The following is a 17,066-nucleotide window of genomic DNA, read 5'->3' as shown; positions in this document are numbered from 1 at the left end:
CACACCGCCGAAGATCACCACATCACAACCGAGCGCGCGTCGTCCGAGCGCTCGTTGCCGCCAGGCCGACCGATCTTGAACCGCTCCGCGCTGGCCGGTTCTGTCAGCGCGGTATGCGGCATGTGCGGATGTTCTGAGGCTCCGAGATGCCCGGGTTGTTGATCGTCAGCTAGATCGCGCCCGCCACTGTGGACGGGCGGGAAGTGGCTGGTGAGAAACTGGCGTCTGGATTGGGTTCTGACAGGATTGATGCGTTCCGCAGGTCGAGGTGATCTCAGTCTGTTGATGTTTGGCTGCCTGTGGCGGCGGGTTCGGTCGGCGAGGATCAGTGGTCGGCGTGTACGGCCAGGAAGCCGGCGATGGTGCGTGCGGTAGCGGCTGCACCGGGGCGGCTGAGCAGGATGGTGTGGTGGTTGGTGTCGTGGATGGCGACCTCGAGGCGTTCGGGTCGGTCGGCGAGGATGGTGTGGCGGGTGTCGTCGGTGATGACGGGGTCGCCGGTGCCGATGAGTCCTCCTGGTGCGGTGAGTAGCAGCAAGGGTGCCTGGACGGTGGCGAGGCGTTCGGCGTTGGCGGTGTGGTCGATGATTTCGATCCAGTCGGCTTCGACGGCCTGGCGTGAGACTCGGGAGTGTAGGGGCGAGTCGCCGTCGGTGAGGTCGTAGGCGAAGTGGGTGCGGCCGTAGTCGTCGACGCCGTGCGGGTAGATCGGGGTGGCCTCGTAGTACGCGATGTAGTCCTCGAGGCTGTCCCATTCGCGGTCCAGGCGTGCGAGATACAGTCCGAGTGCGGCGTTGAGCACCTCGGTGGGTGATACGTCGGTTTCGGGGAACTGCAGGTGCCCGCCGTCGAGTAGGACCAGCGAGTCGACCCGTGTCGGGTGGACGGCGGCGAAGGCGGTGATGACCCAGGTGCCGAAGGAATGTCCGACCAGGTGCGCGTGGTCGAGTCCGGCCTGATCGAGAACCGCAGCAAGGTCGCGCACGTGCTGCGCGAGCCCGAACGGTCCGTCGTGGGTGGAGGATCCACGCCCTCGGCAGTCGATGGCCACGATGTGCCGGTCGGGCAGTTCGGTGGCAAGGCCGGCGAAGGCCATCGCGTTGGAGGTCAGGCCGGGGACACACACCAGGGGTGTTCCCGTGCCTTTCCATTCGGTGACGGTGATGGTCTGCTCACCGACACGGGCCTGCCACTGCAGGGATTCTCGAATAGTGCTCACGGGTGAACTCTTTCCCCGGCGTCGGTACACGCCGATTGCTTCAGGTGGATAAATGTGTCGAAAGATGCTGCGGCTGTGCCGGTTCCGATCGGGTCAGCGCCCCAGAGGCGCACCGAACAGTGCTGCGACGCTGTCACCGACGATCGCGGTGAACCCTTCCCAGGCTTGCGGGGACAACGCCATCGATCCCACGTCGGTGGTGTGGCATCCGGCGGGTGCCGGGATGCCGTCGAGGCGATCGGCCAGCCACATCAGGGCGGTGGGCGCGCCGGTGAGGTAGAGCGTGGCGTGTTCGCTGAAATGGTCTCGGGTGTACTGCACTTGCGCTGCTGGGTCCTGGCAGTAGGTGTCGACGAGGTCGTTCACCGGGCCGACGGGGGCCAGCCAGTCGGGGTTGGCGTGGTAGATGAACATCGGTGTGTGTGGGACCGAACTGCCCGCGCGCAGTTGGGCGAACACCGCATCGGCGACCGGGCCGGTGAGGATGCCGGTGGAGTCGGTGAACCACGCGGTGTTCAGAAACGGCACCGTGGGGATCTGCAATCCGACACACAGATCGCGCTTGAAGTCGAAGACGGCTTTGCCGGCCGGGTTGAGATGTTCGTCGAGAAGTTGTGCGTATTCGGGATATTCGCGGGCGACGCCGATCAGGATGGCGGGTCCGAACCCGGCACCGAGCTGCCCGTTGCCGGCGATGAGCCCGGCCTGCAGGTCCGGCCCGGTGCCGCCCGCGGCGGTTCCGACGATATCCAGCTCGGGCGCGTACCGGTCGTGTAATTCCGCCGCGAACACCGTGGGGAAACTGCCACCGGAGTAGCCCATCAAGGCGACTTTCGTTGCGGTACCCGCGGTTTCGAGCGGTTCGAAATGCTCGGCGGCACGAATGGCGTCGAGGGTGATGTGCCCGCCGAGCGGGCCGACGGCCATCGCCTCGTTGGGGCCCTGGTGGTCGGGAAGGGAGACCGCCCAGCCTCGAGCGAGCGCCGCGTAGACGAACGCCGTCTCGCCGTGCACCGCGGCGGAGGTGACCGCGGTGAGATCCGCACCGGCCTGGATGGCGTACGAGGGGGCGCAGTTCCGCCCGGTCGAATCCTCGGCCAGCTGGTAGGAGAACAGCTTTCGCGGTTCGCTCGCGGCACCGCGGGGTTTGAGCACGGTGGTCACCGCGGCGATCGGGTTGCCGTGAGAGTCGTTGGAGCGGAACGACAGCTGCCAGGCGTCGATCGCGAGCGGCAGCACCGTGAACGCCGCCGGTTGTATCGAGCGCGCGGCGATGATGTCGCCGGGCGCGGTGGCCGCGACGAGATCGGCGGGCGGACTGTAGAACGGATCGCTCTGCGGCGGCAGCGGCGGCGAGGGGGCCGTCGCGACCGGATCCGCGGCGGCCCCGGGTGCCATCGCGCACAACCCCGCGACCGAGACACAGATCGTCGCGAACGTCGCCGCCACGGCGGCGCGGCGGTTGAATTTGGTGCGGTGCAGCGTCATTGCTGCCTCCTCGTGTAGCGGATCGGTCGGTTCAGTGGTGGGCGGCGTCGCGGCGGACGCGTGCGTCGTAGCCCGCACGGGCGGTGAGGTCGAGACGATGCAGCACCCGGTCCCGGATGAGATGGCCGCGCACGGCGGCCAACAGGCGATCGGGTGTGAGCGCGGCGGCGACTTCGTAGGCGCGCATCCAGCCCGGGACCGCGACCAGCGTGCGGCGATGTGCGCAGGAGGCGAGAACGGCGGCGGCGATGCGTTCGGGGTCGACGGTGGGCAGCACCCCTCCGAGCTGCACACCCGCGACCAGGTCGGTACGCACCGCCGAGGGCAGCACGGCGGTCACGGTGACACCGGTGCCGTGCACCTCGTCGCGCAGCGATTCGGTGAAACCGATCACCGCGTGCTTGGAGGCGCAATAGGTTGCCAATCCCGCGGCGGGCACTTCACCCAGGTAGGACGCGACGTTCACGATGTGGCCGTGGCGGCGGGCGAGCATGCCGGGCAGGGCGAGCTTGGTTCCGGTGAGAACGCCTTTGACGTTGATGTCGAGGATCGCGTCGGTGACCGCGTCGTCCTCGTCGGCGAATCGGCCCATCGGCATGATCCCGGCATTGTTGACCAGGACTTCGAGTGGGCCGTCGATCGCGTCGAGGAACGCGGCGAATGACGTGCGTGACCGGACGTCCAACCGGTAACCCTCGCCGCCGATCTCGGCCGCCGCGGTCTTCGCCGCAGCCTCGTCCAGGTCCCCGATGTGCACGCGGGCGCCGTGGGCGGCAAAGGCTTTCGCGGTGGCCAGCCCGATACCCCGCGCGCCGCCGGTGATCGCGACGTTCGTCCAGCGCAACCGTGCGCGCGTCATCGCTCCATCCCGGAAGGTTCGGCGGTCTCGTACCAGTGCGCGATCAGCGGGTAGCCGCCCTTGCCGTTGAGCCAGGTCTTGCGAGCCAGGTCAACATCATCGGCTGGGGGGACTGGGGCGGCATCGATGCCGTCGGGCAAGTGGTGTTCACGGTGCCCGCGCGAAGGGCCCGCAGGATGCGGCGGGATGCCCAGGGCGAAGAGTTCCTCGATCTCGGCCGCGGTTTCCGGCGGGCCGAAATCGCGGGTCAACCGGGCGAACCACCCGTGGGTGGCATCCCGCGTGGCCTGCAGATCACGCTCGGCCAGCGCCCACAGTGCGTCGACGCGCGCTGCGGTCGTCGTGCGCGCGGTGGTTGTGAGGTTTCGTGCCATGCCGAGAATGAAACGCCAAAATGACTCATGAGTCAATATTCGATCAACAAGTCGAGATCAGACTCATGGGTCACAATCTGACTCGACTAGGATCACCGCATGGCTCAGCCCTTGACCCGCATGGAGCGCCGCAAGCTGGAGACGCGCCGTGACATCCTCGACGCGGCCTTCGAATGCTTCGCCGAACGCGGCTATCACGCGACCTCGATCTCGCACATCGTCAAGAAAGTGGGCGTCGCGCAGGGCACCTTCTACCAGTACTTCGAAAGCAAACGCGACATCATCGACCAGGTCATCGACGAGATGATGGGCCGATTAGCCGCCGCGCTGGCCGCAGTGCCGCCCGACGCATCGACGACCATGAGCGACTACCGGCGCCAGACCGAACTCATCACCGACGCGCTCACCGCGGCCTTCACCGCAGACGTGCGCGCGGTCCGGCTGCTGATGCTGCAGGCTGCCGCCGTCGACGACGAGATGGCCGCCCGCGTGCTGTCCTTCTACGACCTGGCTGCCGCCCTGAACGCCGCCTACCTGCAACACGGCGTCGACGCGGGATACTTCCGCAGCGACATCGACGTCGACTGTGCCGCACGCGCGATCAACGGCATGCTCTTCGCCGCCGCCACCTACCGGCTCACCGACCCACCCGAGGCGACCTTCGACCGGCTCACCGCAACCATCCGCGACTTCACCTACCGCTGCCTGGCACCCGAAACCCCTGCCGCCGCGCCGGGTTCACAGATCGAGTAGCCGCCGCGCGTTCACCGATTCGATCGCCGCAATCTGCGCCGCGGGCAAACCCGTCTTGCCGACATAGGTCGCGTGATGAAAGAACGAGTCACCGGTCTCGAAAGGGAAATCGGTGCCGATCATGAACTGCGACGCGCCCACGATCCCTACGGCCTGCTCGAGCGCGCCCGGGGTCGGATTGGCCGTGTCGTAGTGCAGTCGCGCCAACTGCTCGGCGACCGGCGCGTGCCCGGCCGGCAGATACCAGTCGGCATGCAGATCCAGGCGCTGAGCGTGAAACGGCAGGAATCCACACATGTGCGGGAACAGAAACTTCACCCGCGGATACTTCCCCACCAGATCTTTCTGGATGAGCTGCAGTGCGGCCAAGGACAATTCGACCGCATGCCCGATCACCCAGCCCAACGGCGCGAGCTGCGCGGAATCGACGCCGTCCCCCGCCGGGTGCACGAACAACACCGCCTCACACTCGTCCAGATAGGACAACACCGGCTCGAACCACTCCTCGGCCAGCGACCTGCCCAGAACGAAAGCGCTGACGGCTACGCCTGAGAAACCCAGCTCCTCGACGGCGCGGCGCGCCTCGCCGACCGCTTCGGTCGTATGGGGAGCGGGAATGCCCGCCAGCGCCCGCAAACGGTCCGGATACGCCCGCACCGCCGCGGCCAGTTCGTCATTGGCGGCCCGCGCTGCCTCGACCGCCTGGTCCCGATCCTCGAAGTGGGGGAATTGCGGGGCGACCGACAACAACTGGACCTCGATATCCGCCTGATCCATCAACTCGATCCGGGCCGCGAGCTCCGCGGGCGTGGCTCCCGGCCCCTCACCGCGCACGGCGGCCGTGCCATCACCCGACCCCCGAAACCGGTCGAGAACGTCGAGATACGAGACCGGAAAAAGATGAGCGTGAACATCGATCCGTGCCATGACGCCTCCTGACTAGGACCACCACAACCACCGTCGAAACCCTAACGACGAACCGGCACAACACTCCGCACCAGCACCTCGACAAGGCGTGTCCACACCACGCCCGAATGCTCGACCATCGGTATGAGCGTACGTTCAGGCGACGACCGAATGAGCCGACGGACTTTCGGCCGGACTCGAGATCGCCGCAGCCCGGTCGGCCTGTGCAAGTCCTCGCCGGCCGCCGATGTACCCTCACCCGTCGTGGCGGTATTCGAACCACGTAACATGATGCAGCACTACACAATACGAGAATCGATCCAGCGGGGGGAGCGGTGATCAGCTGGGAGGAGTTCGAGGGTGGACTCGCTGCACAATTGTCTGCGCTGCCACGCACGGCGTGCCTCATACTCGACACCGGCGCACCCGAATCGCAGCCCGGTTTCGCACAATTCGCTCAGTTCGACATGTCCGGCACCCAGATCCTGCACGCCGAACTCGGTGCCTTCGCCGACCTCGCTGTCGACGCCGGACGACACAGCCCAGGGCCTCGGCTCGCACTCGCCGTCGGCTGGCACCCGCCCGGCGACTGGCCGAACTGGTGGTGCCAGGTGCCATACCCACTACCGGCACCTAGCAGCCGACAGGTCGCAGCCATGGTGGTCGCGGGCCTGAGAGACGGATTCCACCTCCCCAGTCCCGAGCTACTGAAGTACACGGCGTGGGATCCACTCAATAGCAACCGCCCGCTGACCTTCCCCATGCTCAGGATGCACGGAAGTAACAGGCATTCGGCACCCGTGGATCCATTGTCTTGGCCAGTCCCACAACGATCGGCCCACGATGCGGGCCGAGGCTTGGGTCTAGCGCCAATTCGATGAGCTCGTCCGACAGATGAGGACCCGCGAACTTCCCCAGTCCGTCGGCGATCGAAAACCGCAGGCTGCCAGTCATGGACTCGGCAGTCGCGGGTGAGAATGGGTTACCGACCACCGGCGGCCGCCGAAAGAACTCCAGGAACGCATACTGTGCCTGCTCCTGCGCGAAACTGACCTCCAACGCCTCCATGATCGATAACGCCAAGGGCAGGTAGTCCACACGCGGGAACCACTCGAACAGCACCGGAACCGCAGCGGTGTAGTCCTCGCGAGATCGGGCAAGTTGCTGAACGGAATCCACCGAGAAACCGACATCGGCCAGTGCTGCCAAGAGGCCGGCAGAACGTTCCCTCATCACCCCTGAACGGCTGAGTCGTTGTGCACCGGCATCTTCGGGTGCTTCTGGCACACCACTCATCGCAAATCCTGCCACTTTTCCGTCAGGCGTGAACCACACACGGACTCGTTCTCAGTTGTAGCAACCCACACCGACACAGCCGCCGCGAGGCGCGTCGGTGAACTCAGGCACACGTCTCCGACCAGCTGTCAATGCAACAGCTTCGGCGCGACAAACTCGGAGATGACTATCGGCAACTGTTCGATGCCGTTGGCCGCCTCGATCAGGGATCGTTCGATATGTCGACATGTGTCACCAACATTGACATATCCCCGTTGATCGAAGATTGTCGCGAGGCGTTGGCGACCTCCGACCAAGACATCGATACGGCGTGGACCAGCATGGTGAAGATCCGGTTCGCCTCTCTGGCAGCGGGTAGCGTTCGGGACTACCTGGGCCACTGTCGAGCCTTCAGAACCAAATTTCTGATGGTGTGGGAGCGGGTCGATGCCGAACTACCACGTTACAACTTCCCCGATGACCCGATCACGAAAGAGGCTTTCGAAAGCTACCTGACGGCTACGACAGATGCCGGGTCACAAGGTTGCAGAAGGAGCTCGGGCTGAGTCACTCCCTGCGATGAGCAGTGCACTCGACTGTGCCCGAGAACGATGCCCGCCATTGCCCCGGCCATGCCCGGCTCTACCCGATCATCGGCGATGCAGGACGTTCGGCCGACCTCAGACCGACACCATCACTTGATCTTCCGCGTGCCGCGCTGGCCGGTTCGTTCAGCGCGCCATGCGGCAGTTCAGTGCCTTTCACCTGTCTCGGACGGGCATTGGCTCCCAGTCACCCCCACAAGGACCCGGTGAGCTGCATCGGAGAGAACTGCGCAATCATTTCCGAAGGGAGACAAGTAGACTCGCCGCACCGGTATCGAAGCCCCACAATGTCCGAGGTCAGTCATGTTATTTTATCCGGTCGAACCTGAATGTCCCGCCGGCTTTGGAGGGGTCCAGTGGGATAAGAGCTTCGACCCGCCACGCCAGATCTCAGCGCACCTGGTTTTTGAAGTGCCCCTGCAATCGGATCTGATGACCTCGTACGGGGCAGCATTCGCGGTCACCGAACCGCTGGCGGTCGACCTCGCGGGGACCGAACTGACCGGATTCGAGTTCGGGCCGGCCACCGGGGAAGTCGGTCGCAAGGGCTTCTACGAGATCCCTGAGTTCGAGATTCCGCCACTGCGCGGTCTGATCGTCACCGGCCGTGCCTGTGCTGATGACTTCGGTTTGGCAGGCGAAGGGCAGTTGATCCTTTCCGAGCGTGCTGTCGATTTCTTGACCAAGCGAGACAAAGCGTTTCGGCAATACATCATGAATGCGTTGTAGACATCAAGGCTCATTGCCTCTGGTCCAGTCTCGACAGGGCGCCCCATCGACGACGCACGCCCTAACCTCGGCATTTCCGGACATTCTGCGGCACAGTCGATCTCGAGCCTGTTCGACCGATATGCGGATAGCCGGGTGGCCTACGGTCGCGGCGGGTCGAGGTTGAGTGAGTCGCGGCTTACCTCAAGGACCTCAACTTCGAGTGTGACCTCGGAGTGCGAAAGGTCGAGAGCCTCAATCCTGCGCGACACGGACGTCGCCACGTCCTTCTCTGACAAGGGTTCCTTCTCAGCCATCGCACGTCTCTCTTGCTGGTCTACGAGGAAAGCGTAACGACGGTCAACCAGGCCCTGTACATGAACGGCAAACAACGGACCAAGATCCTGAAAATCGGCAGCAGCGGAGGTCCATGGGCTCGGCTCGTTGATCTTCGCGCGGCCTGCGCCAGGCCACTCCCTTCGGCGTGCCACGCGCCATCTCAACGCTGCTTGTCGAGTCGTCGGCGGCGAACCGTGTGGCCGCGACGGGCTCGTTTCCGAACCGATTAGCTTTTCGCGACGTGGCCGTCTGTATAGGGGAGATCAACCAACGGGAGGCTGACAAATGCGGAAACTGACTTTTGGCATGAACGTGACCCTGGACGGATACATCTCCGCGCCGGGCGACGACCTCGGGTGGAGTGGGGGTGACGGGCCGGACTCGTCGCCGAGCGACGAGCTGTTCCAGTGGTGGTCCGACCGCGTGGCGGGCACCGAGCTGGCACTCTACGGGCGCAGGTTGTGGGAGGGGATGAACGCGCACTGGCCGACCGCCGACCGGGACCCGGACGCCACACCGGCCACGGCCGAGTACGCGCGGCGGTGGCGAGACATGCCCAAGGTCGTGTTCTCCTCGACGCTCGGTGCGGTCGAGGGGAACGCCCGGCTGGTCACGGGTGACGCGGTCGCCGAGATCACCCGGCTCAGGGGCGAGGATGGCGGGCAGATGGACATCAGTGGCGCGACGCTTGCCGGCGCCGCCATGCGAGCCGGGCTGATCGACGAGTACATCCTGGTCACCGTGCCGGTTCTGGTGGGTGGCGGGACGCCGTTCTTCACCGCGCTGGACAGTTGGGTGAATCTGAGTCTGGTGGAGACCCGGACGTTCCCGGGCGGCGTGCTGATGACCCGGTACGAGACGAGGCGATGAGTCCGGGCATTCGGTTGTCCAGACTTGTTGGGGCGCAGGTGATCACAAGGTCGAGGGCAGGCCCAGCCACGGCTTGTCCCGCGCGTCGAACCCGGTGAGCTCGGCAATCTTCCCGTCGACGACGTGCAGCACCGCGATCGTGAACAACCGATAGTCCGGGTCGCCGGGGGCGCGGAGGTACAGCGCGGCCGCGGGCATGCGGTTGACCGACGTTGTGACGCAACGCCAGTCGTCGAAACCGTGCTGGAACAGCCCGTGGGCGACCCAGCCGTCGACCGCGTCCCGGGCGGTCCTGCTCACGACGCCCGAGTCGGGCACCATCGCGAAGCGCAGGTCGTCACGCAGCAGCGACGCCAGCCCGTCGATGTCGCTGCGTTCATGGGCCTCGATGTACGACTTCACCACGCCGCGTTCGTCATTCGTCAGGTCCCCGGTGCCCGGGCTACGCCAGTCGAGGCGGCGGCCGGGCAGCTGCTCGCGCATCGTCACCCGCGCCCGCTGCAATGCGCTGGTCACCGATGCGACGGTCAGCTCGAGCGTGTCGGCCGTCTGCGCCGCCGGGAACCCGAGAACATCCCGCAGGATGAACACCGCCCGCTGCCGCGGCGGCAGGTATTGGACGGCGACGATGAACGCCAGCTCGATCGTCTCCCGCGCCACCGCCGCGTCCTGCGGGTCCGCGGGCAGCATCCGGTCGGGATAGGGCTGCAGGTACAGCAATTCGGTCTCGGGCAGCTCCACCTGCACCGGTGTCCGGTCGTTGCGCTTCTCCACGAAGTCGAGGCAGACGTTGGTGGCGATCCGATACAGCCACGTCCGCAACGCGGCCCGTCCCCCGAACGACTCCCGCCCGTTCCACGCCCGCAGGAACGTCTCCTGCGTCATGTCCTGCGCGTCTTCGAAGTTCGCGAGCATCCGGTAACAGTGCACCTGCAGCTCCCGCCGGTGCCGCTCGGTGATGGCCGCGAACGCGGCCGCGTCCCTCGAACGGGCGACCGCGATGAACGCGGCCTCGTCCTCCCCCAGCGCTCGGGCGTCGGTCATGGTCCCAATCCTTCCATCGGTGCGAGGGCACAACCAGAACCGACGATGGGGCGGCGGGTTTCTAATCGGCGAGGGCGGCACGAACCGAATCCCCGAGTGCGCGCGTCGGCGCGGCAGAAGCGCTGGCCGATTCGTCGGAAAACCTCTGGGCACCAAACGAAATGACTACTATGTTATGTAGTAGACATTTCGGAGCGGGGGACGCAATGAAGAGCATTCGCGGCACATTCACCAGCGCACGACCCTCCAGCTCGCGGGCCGTCGATGGGACCAAGCAGCCAGGCTGGTTCGTACGGGCCTACGCCGCCTTCGCGACCGGCCGCCTGCCACGATTCGTTTCCCGCCAGATCGCGTGGAAGCTCGATCCTCTACTCCTGCGCCTCACACGCGGCCGCCTGGCGACAACGTTGATCTTCCCCACCGCGGTGCTGGAGACCACCGGGGCCAAGACCGGAGCCCGACGGCGCAACGCGATCATCTATTTCACGGACGGCGATCACGTTGTGATCGTGGCGTCCCACGCAGGCAGCGCGACCAACCCGAGCTGGTACCACAACCTGCTGGCGAATCCCGATGTCCGCTTCGACAACACACCGATGCGGGCGACCGTGATAGCCGAGGAGGCCGAGCGCCAACGCCTCTGGGTGATCGCCGACCGGGTCTTCCCCGCCTACAACACCTACCGCCGGGAGGCGGCCCGAGCGGGGCGAACCGTCCCAATCATCCGGCTGACTCCGCGGGTTCGCCGCTGAACGGGATTGGGCAGCCGGGGCTTTCGCCACACTCGAGCAGGTCGTCGCAGCCGGCGGTCAGGGCCGCGAGCAAGGTCCGGCGGACGGCGGTCAACTCGGCGAGCTTCGCGTCGACCTCCGCGAGCTTCGCGGTGGCCCGGGCATGCAGGCCGGTGTCCGCACGGCGGGCGCGCGGCCGAGTGACTTCGATCAGGTCACCGACCTCGTCCAGGGTGAAGCCCAGACGCTGCGCCGCCTTGATCGCTCGCAGCAGCGCCACGGTGTCCTCGGGGTAGAGGCGATGGCCGCCGAGCGACCGCTCCGGCGCTCTGAGCAGCCCGCGCCGTTCGTAGTACCGCAGTGTCTGCACGTTGACACCGGCGGCAGCCGCGACCTGACCGGTGCGCATCCCGTTCATCGCGGATGCGTCAGTGTGCGGACGCGCTGTTCGAGCGCATCCAGAATGTCCAGGTGTGCGGGCGGAACTTCGATGCGCAGCACCGGGCCGGTCTCGATGGTGAAGGTGAAGAACGAGCAGCATCCGGATTCGCGGGCGGCCAGATCCCGCGCGAGCGGCTCGGCGTCCGCGGCGAGCGCCAGGTCCAACCGCGTCGGCCGCGGGCGGTCGAACCCGCGAACCGACGCGGTGAAGAAGCCGTCGAACTCTGCCACCCGCACCGGTTGTTCGGCGGTCGGCAGGGTGCACGCGTCCGGCACCCAGCCTTCGGGGTTCAGATCGATCGTCATGTCTTCACGGTAAGCCTGTACCCGGGTACCGGATACAAGATGTCCGTTGATCCCGAGAGTCGGGCAGCGCACCCATCGCCCGGCCGTCGATCTCGACGACCAGGTAGGAGTAGTTGCCGGCGTTCGGTGGTGGCGGAGCACGGTGTGCCCGGCCACCGCCGAACGCTCGGGTTACAGGGCGAGCAGGGCGCGGCGGGCCAGCGCGGTGGTGGCCAGGGGCCGCAGCGCCAGACGTACGAGCGCCAGCGCGTTGTCGTCGCCCGCAGCGCGGTTGACACTGAGTTCGCCGCACGTCAGGCATTGATGAATGAGCAGCCACTCCCCGTCGGTGCGGGCGGTCATGCTCACCGCTTCCATCCGGCCGCGGCAACTCGCTGCCCGGTCACCGGGGATCCGCCGGTCGACATGCAGGGACGCCAAGCAGTTCGGGCAGTGATTGCGATGCGCGGTGCCCGGGGCATGGATCGGCACGTCGAGACGGCAACCGACGCAACGGAAATCGGCATCGCGATGCCCGTCTCGACGATGCAGTACCGTCTTGTGCCGCTGCGGGCGACGCGTGGGGGTTCGACGAGTATGGCGTGGCACGCAGAGTCCTCCTTTCGGTATCTGCCACGCGATTACAGGGAACCGAATGCCTCGAGCGGGAAGGGTGGCTGCGCGAGTGGGCGCACCGCGATACGCATGAGTACCAATTGATTGTCGTCGGCGCAGATCGGAGCCGCGGCGAGCTCGTCGCACCGCACACAGCGGTGGATCAGCATCCAGTCGCCGCCACGCGGTACCGCGATGGCCAGCGGCGACATGCGTGCACCGCACTCGCTGTGGCCGTCGGCGACGTGGTCGACGACGTGGCGTGAATGCAGACACGACGGGCAGTGGTTGCGCGGCACACCGTCGCCGGCGAAGGCGAACACGACGAGCCCGCACGAGATGCAGGTGAAGGTGTTGAGCTGTTGAGAGGTACTGATGGTAGACACCCGGGTTACTCCTCTTGCTGAAGTCCGACAAGACAGCAGGAGCAGGCCGAGCGAGCCTCGACGACAGAGCCCGAGTGATCGCCGTTCCCGGGTTCCGGGAATGGGTCGATCAACGGGTCACGGAATGGGCACCGGAACTCGACGCGTCCGGCGTGCCGCGGTTAGCGGCGACGGATACGCGGTTATGCGATGCGGAAAGGCGCGCTCGGCGCTGGCCGGGTCATCAGTACACCAACCTCTGGGTTCGATAGGAAAGGGAACGACCGTCGTGGTCGCGGCTGAGGGTAGCAGCTCGATGACACCCGTCGTCAACCGTATTTTCGTCGTCCTCACACCCCGTGTGGGCGCCGTTCGCGACGAGCCACCGACACGGTGAACTGGGCCGGCAGACCTCAGTCGTCGGCGCGGGCGTGCCGCCCGCCGGGCAGATCAGTGTCCGGCGTGGACAATTCCCCGGACGGGTTCTCGACGATGCGCGGCAGCACCACGGTCGGGTCGTCCAGTTCCCGGCGCACCTGCATGAGGAAGGCATCCAGGCTGGAGTACTGCTGCAGGACCTTTGTCAGCAGGCGCAGCGCGCCGGACTCGGGGTATGCGTTCGTCAATGATCCTCCACCGGCGGGCGAACCGCCTTCGGGGACGGTTCGATCGGACATGGGTGCGGATCGTCCTCGGTGCGACGGCCGGCTGCCGTCGCACCGAGGACGAGTACTGCGGTGGAGCGATAGGTCCTGTTACAGGCCAGAACCCGGGCCGTCGGAACGGCCGATGGTGCGCGCCGTCGGGAAGTATCGGACTTCCCGACGGCGCTACCGCAGCCGGTGTACCTGCTCGATCGCGGTTCAAACAGCCCGCGCGCGAATCAGTCCCTAATGCCCGAATTTTGGTTCGGGACAACCTCGATGGCGGCGGCCTCGACCCGAGCCTGCGCCGGACTGCTGAGAACTTGCTGTGGGATTGGGCACACAGCACGCAGTGAGAGGTATTGAAACATAGGCTTTTCGCGTAGAACGGTAATCGGCCGCAGTGTGGCGGGAATCCTCCCGGAGGGAACGCTCATGTCGGTGACGATGTTCGTGATCGTGGCAATACTTGTACCGGTGCTGGCAGCTGCCGCCGGGTACGCGACCATCGCGGCCACCTACTGGTGGGTCCAGCACGGTACGCGCAGGCCCGCGCTCGGCTACATCCGCAGCGAGGACGCACCCGCACGAGGGCGGCCCCGTCATTTCGCGCGAATGTCCTTTCAGCGCAACGCCTGACGCGTCAGGACCGGGTGCCCGCGATTCGGGGCACCCGGTCCTGACGTCTCGAGCCCCGCGGGCTACTGGTTCTGCTGATACGCGCGCTGACGCTGTTCGTCGACCCCGGCCTCCGCGCGGGCCTTCTCGGCCTCGGCTTCCTTGGCGGCTACCTCACGCTGGGACTCGGCCTTGTCCTGCTGTGCACTCCCCTCCCGGCGCAGCTCGTCGTTCCCCACGACCGCGCCGGCAACTTCCTTGGCCTTGCCCTTGATTCCCTCGACGACCCCTTCAACACCTTCGAGGGGACCGCTCTTGCGCTCGGACATCTCTACCTCCGAAATTGTTGCGTCACTGGACAAAGACCGCATACCCGGGCAATCGGGCTCAAACCGGCGGGGCCGCGGTACGCCCACGAGATCCCGATCACACCGTGACCGGCCGGGTTGGGCGGTTCGGGATCGTCGACGAGTTCGTCAGAGGGCGAAGGTCGCGCGGATCGCGTCGGCCACCGCCCTCGTCACCAGAGCACCTTCACCCGAGCCGGACCAACGCCAGGTCCCACTGACCATGCTGATCCTCCCAGGTCGTCACGACCTCTCCGACACCGATCGGGTTCCGCTCCGGCGCATCATCGACGTCGTAATCCCCGTCCTCCTCGATCTCCGCCACGATCCGCAGCGCGTCCTCCCGCGACCCGTCCGTCCGCACCAGGATCCGCTGCACCCGCCAGTCGATTCCGCCCAGGTCACGCCCCACCAGCTCACGCCCCTCGGCCGCCTCCCCACCAACTTCGAACCTGGTCCCCGCCCCGTCCACCCGCAACGTGTCGGTGTCCCCGATCATCAGGTCGTCGCTCACCACATCCAGCTCCCCGCGCAACAACGCGGGATCGAGCCACCCCGGATCACGGTCGAGACCGACCTCGTAGATGAAATTTCCCCAGGCGAACAACGCGTACGACATGCCGAGATCCTAAGCGAGCCTGCTGTTTCCGGAGGTGGTGCCAGACGTCAGGTGCTTCTCGTACCCGGCCTGGCAGTGGCTCGCAGGAGCGGGGTCAGGGTCGGACCGGTTCGCACCAGAGCACTTGCCGACTCTGAACTCACGCAAAGCCGTTGTCCTGGAGAAAGCGTAACCAACCTTCCGGGTCATCTGCTTGCTCCTGCTCGAGAAGCTCGCGGAATCGCGCACCCACCAAGAACTCGTTGAAGAACGTGAGTGCGTCGGGTGCCAGGATCCGTGAATTGTCCTGCTCGCCGTAGCGCCAGAAGTAGTGGTTGGCGAGCATCACTTCACCGTTGGTGAGACTGATGAGGAGGTAGTCGTTGGTCCCCGTCATTCCGAAGGAGAGCCAGTGCTCGTCCTCACGGTGAACGTCGCCGTCGGCGTCCATGATCTCGCCCTTCCGGAAGGGCGGTGAGAAGAGTTCGACCACACCACCGAAATACGGGGCGTTGGTGATTCGGTAGAGCTCGACCAGGGCATCGGGAACCGCGAGCAGGCCAAATCTGTGAAGGTCTGGCTTCGCCGAGTCCCAAGCGTCGATGGCCGCGATCTCGCGAACGTACCCGGTGAGAACGTCGTCAGCGCTGATCGCTGTACCGTGCGGAAGCCACCCGGGGAGCTTGGCAATCGACGGCGGTTCACAAATAAGCTCGGCCTTCTTCTCCAAGAGTCGATTTCGAAGATGCCGCACCTTCGCCGTGACTTCGTCGGTGAAAGGGCCGACTCCGGATTCCATGGCCGCAACATAGCCGAACTCACCGACCGGAAACGAGCGAGGAATCACCCGGCTCCACCCTGTCATCGACACGGGGTGGTTGATCGGTTCGATGCGCGGCATCGTCATTCGGCTGAGCGGGAACAGATTTCGGGGAGCTCCCGACGTGACTCCCGCTGCATGCACCAGGTGCGCAGGCCATCGCCGGCCACCACGACCTCAGCCGTCACTTCGAAGCCCAGGCGCCGATAGAAGCGGACGTTCGCCGCACTGGAGGTTTCCAGGAACGCCGGGTAGCCCGCCCGGGAGGCCGCCTCGATCCCGGGTCTCAGCACGGCGCTGCCCAGGCCGCGTCCCTGGAGTTCGGGAGCGACCGCGACGGTGTTGAGCAGCCACACCGGATACTCGGGCCGGTGCGGCTCGATAGCCGCCTCGGAGACGGCCGCCGCGTCGGACCTGTCTCCGATGAGTTCACCCAACTCTCTTGCGATTGCTGCGAATTCAGCTCCGGGATCGCGGTCGGGGCTGAACCAGATCGCAATCGCGCGCCCCGCCTCGGCGACCCAGACCCGGCCGCGCACCATTGCGACGCGTGTCAGGCACAGCTCCTGATAGCGCCGAATCCGATCGAGGTGGTTGTCTGCGGCTATGACATGCCGGGTGTAGGGATACTCGGCGAAAGCGCGGGCCAGAGTGTCTACAGCGACGGGAACGTCGGCGTCCTCGATCGGACGCACCTCGGCCGTTGATGACATCACGGGTGGTGAACGACCCCCGCGACGATACCGTTCCGAGCGCGGCGGTTGACCGTCCGAGAACGACGCTCGTCATGGCGGCGCATTCTCCGTGCAGCACCGCAGGCTATTCCGCGAGTAGCGTGCGGGCGTAGTGGATCAGATCCTCCGGCCGCGGTAAGTCCTTGTAGGACTGCCCCACTTGTGTGCCGTTCTCGTAGACGACGATCGGGTTGCTACAGGGAAGTCGCCGATCGCCCTCCACTGTTCGGATGGATCGGTGTTACTCGCGACCGGGCTCTTCCGCGGCGCGCTTCGCCTCCTCGAGATCCCTGCGGAGCCGAGTGGCGGTCTCCGTATCGCCGGCGTCCTCGGCGGTCGTGATGTCCTGCTTCAGCTGGGCGATGACGTTTCCGATCTCCATTTGCAACCTCCGATGCGGTCTTCACGTCGGCCACGCAGCGTGGACA

24 protein-coding genes are annotated in these 17,066 nt (G+C 65.9%); 7 read left to right on the top strand and 17 right to left on the bottom strand.

Features of this window, described 5'->3' with window-relative positions; genetic code table 11:
* Positions 1–325: 325 nt before the first annotated feature.
* The 4 genes from ACWDOP_RS01665 to ACWDOP_RS01650 form a co-directional block, all read right to left on the bottom strand.
* Entirely contained in the window at positions 326–1,219 is an 894-nt protein-coding gene (locus ACWDOP_RS01665; protein ID WP_456343415.1) for an alpha/beta fold hydrolase, read from the bottom strand.
* 93 nt (positions 1,220–1,312) lie between these two features.
* On the bottom strand, positions 1,313–2,707 hold the full coding sequence (locus ACWDOP_RS01660) for a lipase family protein (protein ID WP_456343414.1): 1,395 nt from the start codon (positions 2,705–2,707) through the stop codon (positions 1,313–1,315).
* A gap of 31 nt (positions 2,708–2,738) precedes the next feature.
* Positions 2,739–3,566, bottom strand: coding sequence for an SDR family oxidoreductase (locus ACWDOP_RS01655; RefSeq protein WP_456343413.1), 828 nt, complete (start codon positions 3,564–3,566; stop codon positions 2,739–2,741).
* Positions 3,563–3,940, bottom strand: a complete 378-nt coding sequence (locus tag ACWDOP_RS01650; RefSeq protein WP_456343412.1) for a hypothetical protein — start codon at positions 3,938–3,940, stop codon at positions 3,563–3,565. Before ACWDOP_RS01650 ends, ACWDOP_RS01655 begins: the two co-directional genes overlap by 4 nt.
* 99 nt (positions 3,941–4,039) lie before the next feature.
* On the opposite strand from ACWDOP_RS01650, the gene ACWDOP_RS01645 reads away from it, so the two are divergent.
* Positions 4,040–4,693 (top strand): TetR/AcrR family transcriptional regulator, encoded by a 654-nt coding sequence (locus ACWDOP_RS01645; protein WP_456343411.1) that lies wholly within the window; start codon positions 4,040–4,042, stop codon positions 4,691–4,693.
* On the opposite strand, the gene ACWDOP_RS01640 is transcribed toward ACWDOP_RS01645, so the two are convergent.
* Positions 4,679–5,620, bottom strand: a complete 942-nt coding sequence (locus tag ACWDOP_RS01640; protein WP_456343410.1) for an amidohydrolase family protein — start codon at positions 5,618–5,620, stop codon at positions 4,679–4,681. The two genes, ACWDOP_RS01645 and ACWDOP_RS01640, sit on opposite strands and share 15 nt — an antisense overlap.
* A gap of 314 nt (positions 5,621–5,934) precedes the next feature.
* Here ACWDOP_RS01640 and ACWDOP_RS01635 point away from each other — a divergent pair, with 314 nt between their 5' ends.
* A complete protein-coding gene (locus ACWDOP_RS01635) occupies positions 5,935–6,480 on the top strand; it encodes a TY-Chap domain-containing protein (protein ID WP_456343409.1) in 546 nt (181 codons plus the stop codon).
* Here the strand turns inward: ACWDOP_RS01635 and ACWDOP_RS01630 are convergent.
* Positions 6,365–6,895 carry a hypothetical protein gene (locus ACWDOP_RS01630; RefSeq protein WP_456343837.1) on the bottom strand — a complete coding sequence of 177 codons (531 nt, stop codon included), beginning with the start codon at positions 6,893–6,895 and terminating at the stop codon, positions 6,365–6,367. The two genes, ACWDOP_RS01635 and ACWDOP_RS01630, sit on opposite strands and share 116 nt — an antisense overlap.
* Before the next feature lie 131 nt (positions 6,896–7,026).
* On the opposite strand from ACWDOP_RS01630, the gene ACWDOP_RS01625 reads away from it, so the two are divergent.
* The 3 genes from ACWDOP_RS01625 to ACWDOP_RS01615 all read left to right on the top strand — a co-directional run bounded on the left by ACWDOP_RS01625 (position 7,027) and on the right by ACWDOP_RS01615 (position 9,396).
* Complete coding sequence (locus ACWDOP_RS01625) at positions 7,027–7,440, top strand: hypothetical protein (protein ID WP_456343408.1); 414 nt, start codon at positions 7,027–7,029, stop codon at positions 7,438–7,440.
* A gap of 342 nt (positions 7,441–7,782) precedes the next feature.
* Positions 7,783–8,208, top strand: a complete 426-nt coding sequence (locus ACWDOP_RS01620) for a hypothetical protein (RefSeq protein ID WP_456343407.1) — start codon at positions 7,783–7,785, stop codon at positions 8,206–8,208.
* A gap of 603 nt (positions 8,209–8,811) precedes the next feature.
* Positions 8,812–9,396, top strand: a complete 585-nt coding sequence (locus ACWDOP_RS01615) for a dihydrofolate reductase family protein (RefSeq protein WP_456343406.1) — start codon at positions 8,812–8,814, stop codon at positions 9,394–9,396.
* A gap of 42 nt (positions 9,397–9,438) precedes the next feature.
* Here the strand turns inward: ACWDOP_RS01615 and ACWDOP_RS01610 are convergent, their stop codons facing one another.
* Positions 9,439–10,440 carry an RNA polymerase subunit sigma-70 gene (locus ACWDOP_RS01610; protein ID WP_456343405.1) on the bottom strand — a complete coding sequence of 334 codons (1,002 nt, stop codon included), beginning with the start codon at positions 10,438–10,440 and terminating at the stop codon, positions 9,439–9,441.
* 206 nt (positions 10,441–10,646) lie between these two features.
* Here ACWDOP_RS01610 and ACWDOP_RS01605 point away from each other — a divergent pair, with 206 nt between their 5' ends.
* Positions 10,647–11,192 (top strand): nitroreductase/quinone reductase family protein, encoded by a 546-nt coding sequence (locus ACWDOP_RS01605; protein WP_456343404.1) that lies wholly within the window; start codon positions 10,647–10,649, stop codon positions 11,190–11,192.
* Here ACWDOP_RS01605 and ACWDOP_RS01600 read toward each other — a convergent pair.
* From ACWDOP_RS01600 to ACWDOP_RS01580, 5 genes are all read right to left on the bottom strand, one after another.
* On the bottom strand, positions 11,161–11,580 hold the full coding sequence (locus ACWDOP_RS01600; RefSeq protein WP_456343403.1) for a MerR family transcriptional regulator: 420 nt from the start codon (positions 11,578–11,580) through the stop codon (positions 11,161–11,163). The genes ACWDOP_RS01605 and ACWDOP_RS01600 overlap by 32 nt on opposite strands.
* 5 nt (positions 11,581–11,585) lie before the next feature.
* Positions 11,586–11,918: a hypothetical protein gene (locus ACWDOP_RS01595; RefSeq protein WP_456343402.1), complete on the bottom strand. Its 333-nt coding sequence runs from the start codon at positions 11,916–11,918 to the stop codon at positions 11,586–11,588.
* A gap of 171 nt (positions 11,919–12,089) precedes the next feature.
* The gene (locus ACWDOP_RS01590) at positions 12,090–12,506 is read right to left on the bottom strand and encodes an RNHCP domain-containing protein (protein ID WP_456343401.1); all 417 of its coding nucleotides are present in this window, start codon (positions 12,504–12,506) and stop codon (positions 12,090–12,092) included.
* 32 nt (positions 12,507–12,538) lie between these two features.
* On the bottom strand, positions 12,539–12,898 hold the full coding sequence (locus tag ACWDOP_RS01585) for an RNHCP domain-containing protein (protein ID WP_456343400.1): 360 nt from the start codon (positions 12,896–12,898) through the stop codon (positions 12,539–12,541).
* A gap of 392 nt (positions 12,899–13,290) precedes the next feature.
* A complete protein-coding gene (locus ACWDOP_RS01580; protein ID WP_456343399.1) occupies positions 13,291–13,503 on the bottom strand; it encodes a hypothetical protein in 213 nt (70 codons plus the stop codon).
* Positions 13,504–13,956: 453 nt separating this feature from the next.
* Between ACWDOP_RS01580 and ACWDOP_RS01575 the strand changes: the two genes are divergently transcribed.
* Positions 13,957–14,160, top strand: a complete 204-nt coding sequence (locus ACWDOP_RS01575) for a hypothetical protein (protein WP_456343398.1) — start codon at positions 13,957–13,959, stop codon at positions 14,158–14,160.
* A gap of 62 nt (positions 14,161–14,222) precedes the next feature.
* On the opposite strand, the gene mbp1 is transcribed toward ACWDOP_RS01575, so the two are convergent.
* The 5 genes from mbp1 to ACWDOP_RS01550 all read right to left on the bottom strand — a co-directional run bounded on the left by mbp1 (position 14,223) and on the right by ACWDOP_RS01550 (position 17,020).
* The gene (mbp1, locus tag ACWDOP_RS01570) at positions 14,223–14,468 is read right to left on the bottom strand and encodes a microaggregate-binding protein 1 (RefSeq protein WP_456343397.1); all 246 of its coding nucleotides are present in this window, start codon (positions 14,466–14,468) and stop codon (positions 14,223–14,225) included.
* 205 nt (positions 14,469–14,673) lie between these two features.
* A complete protein-coding gene (locus ACWDOP_RS01565) occupies positions 14,674–15,105 on the bottom strand; it encodes a hypothetical protein (protein ID WP_456343396.1) in 432 nt (143 codons plus the stop codon).
* A 139-nt stretch (positions 15,106–15,244) separates the two neighbouring features.
* Positions 15,245–15,991: an SMI1/KNR4 family protein gene (locus ACWDOP_RS01560; protein WP_456343395.1), complete on the bottom strand. Its 747-nt coding sequence runs from the start codon at positions 15,989–15,991 to the stop codon at positions 15,245–15,247.
* Positions 15,988–16,617, bottom strand: a complete 630-nt coding sequence (locus ACWDOP_RS01555; protein ID WP_456343394.1) for a GNAT family N-acetyltransferase — start codon at positions 16,615–16,617, stop codon at positions 15,988–15,990. Before ACWDOP_RS01555 ends, ACWDOP_RS01560 begins: the two co-directional genes overlap by 4 nt.
* Before the next feature lie 262 nt (positions 16,618–16,879).
* Positions 16,880–17,020, bottom strand: a complete 141-nt coding sequence (locus ACWDOP_RS01550) for a hypothetical protein (protein ID WP_456343393.1) — start codon at positions 17,018–17,020, stop codon at positions 16,880–16,882.
* Positions 17,021–17,066: the final 46 nt, after the last annotated feature.

The sequence above is a fragment of the Nocardia sp. NPDC003693 genome (assembly GCF_053981095.1).
Note: the sequence above shows the minus strand (reverse complement) of the source record. Positions and strands in the feature narration are given on the sequence as shown.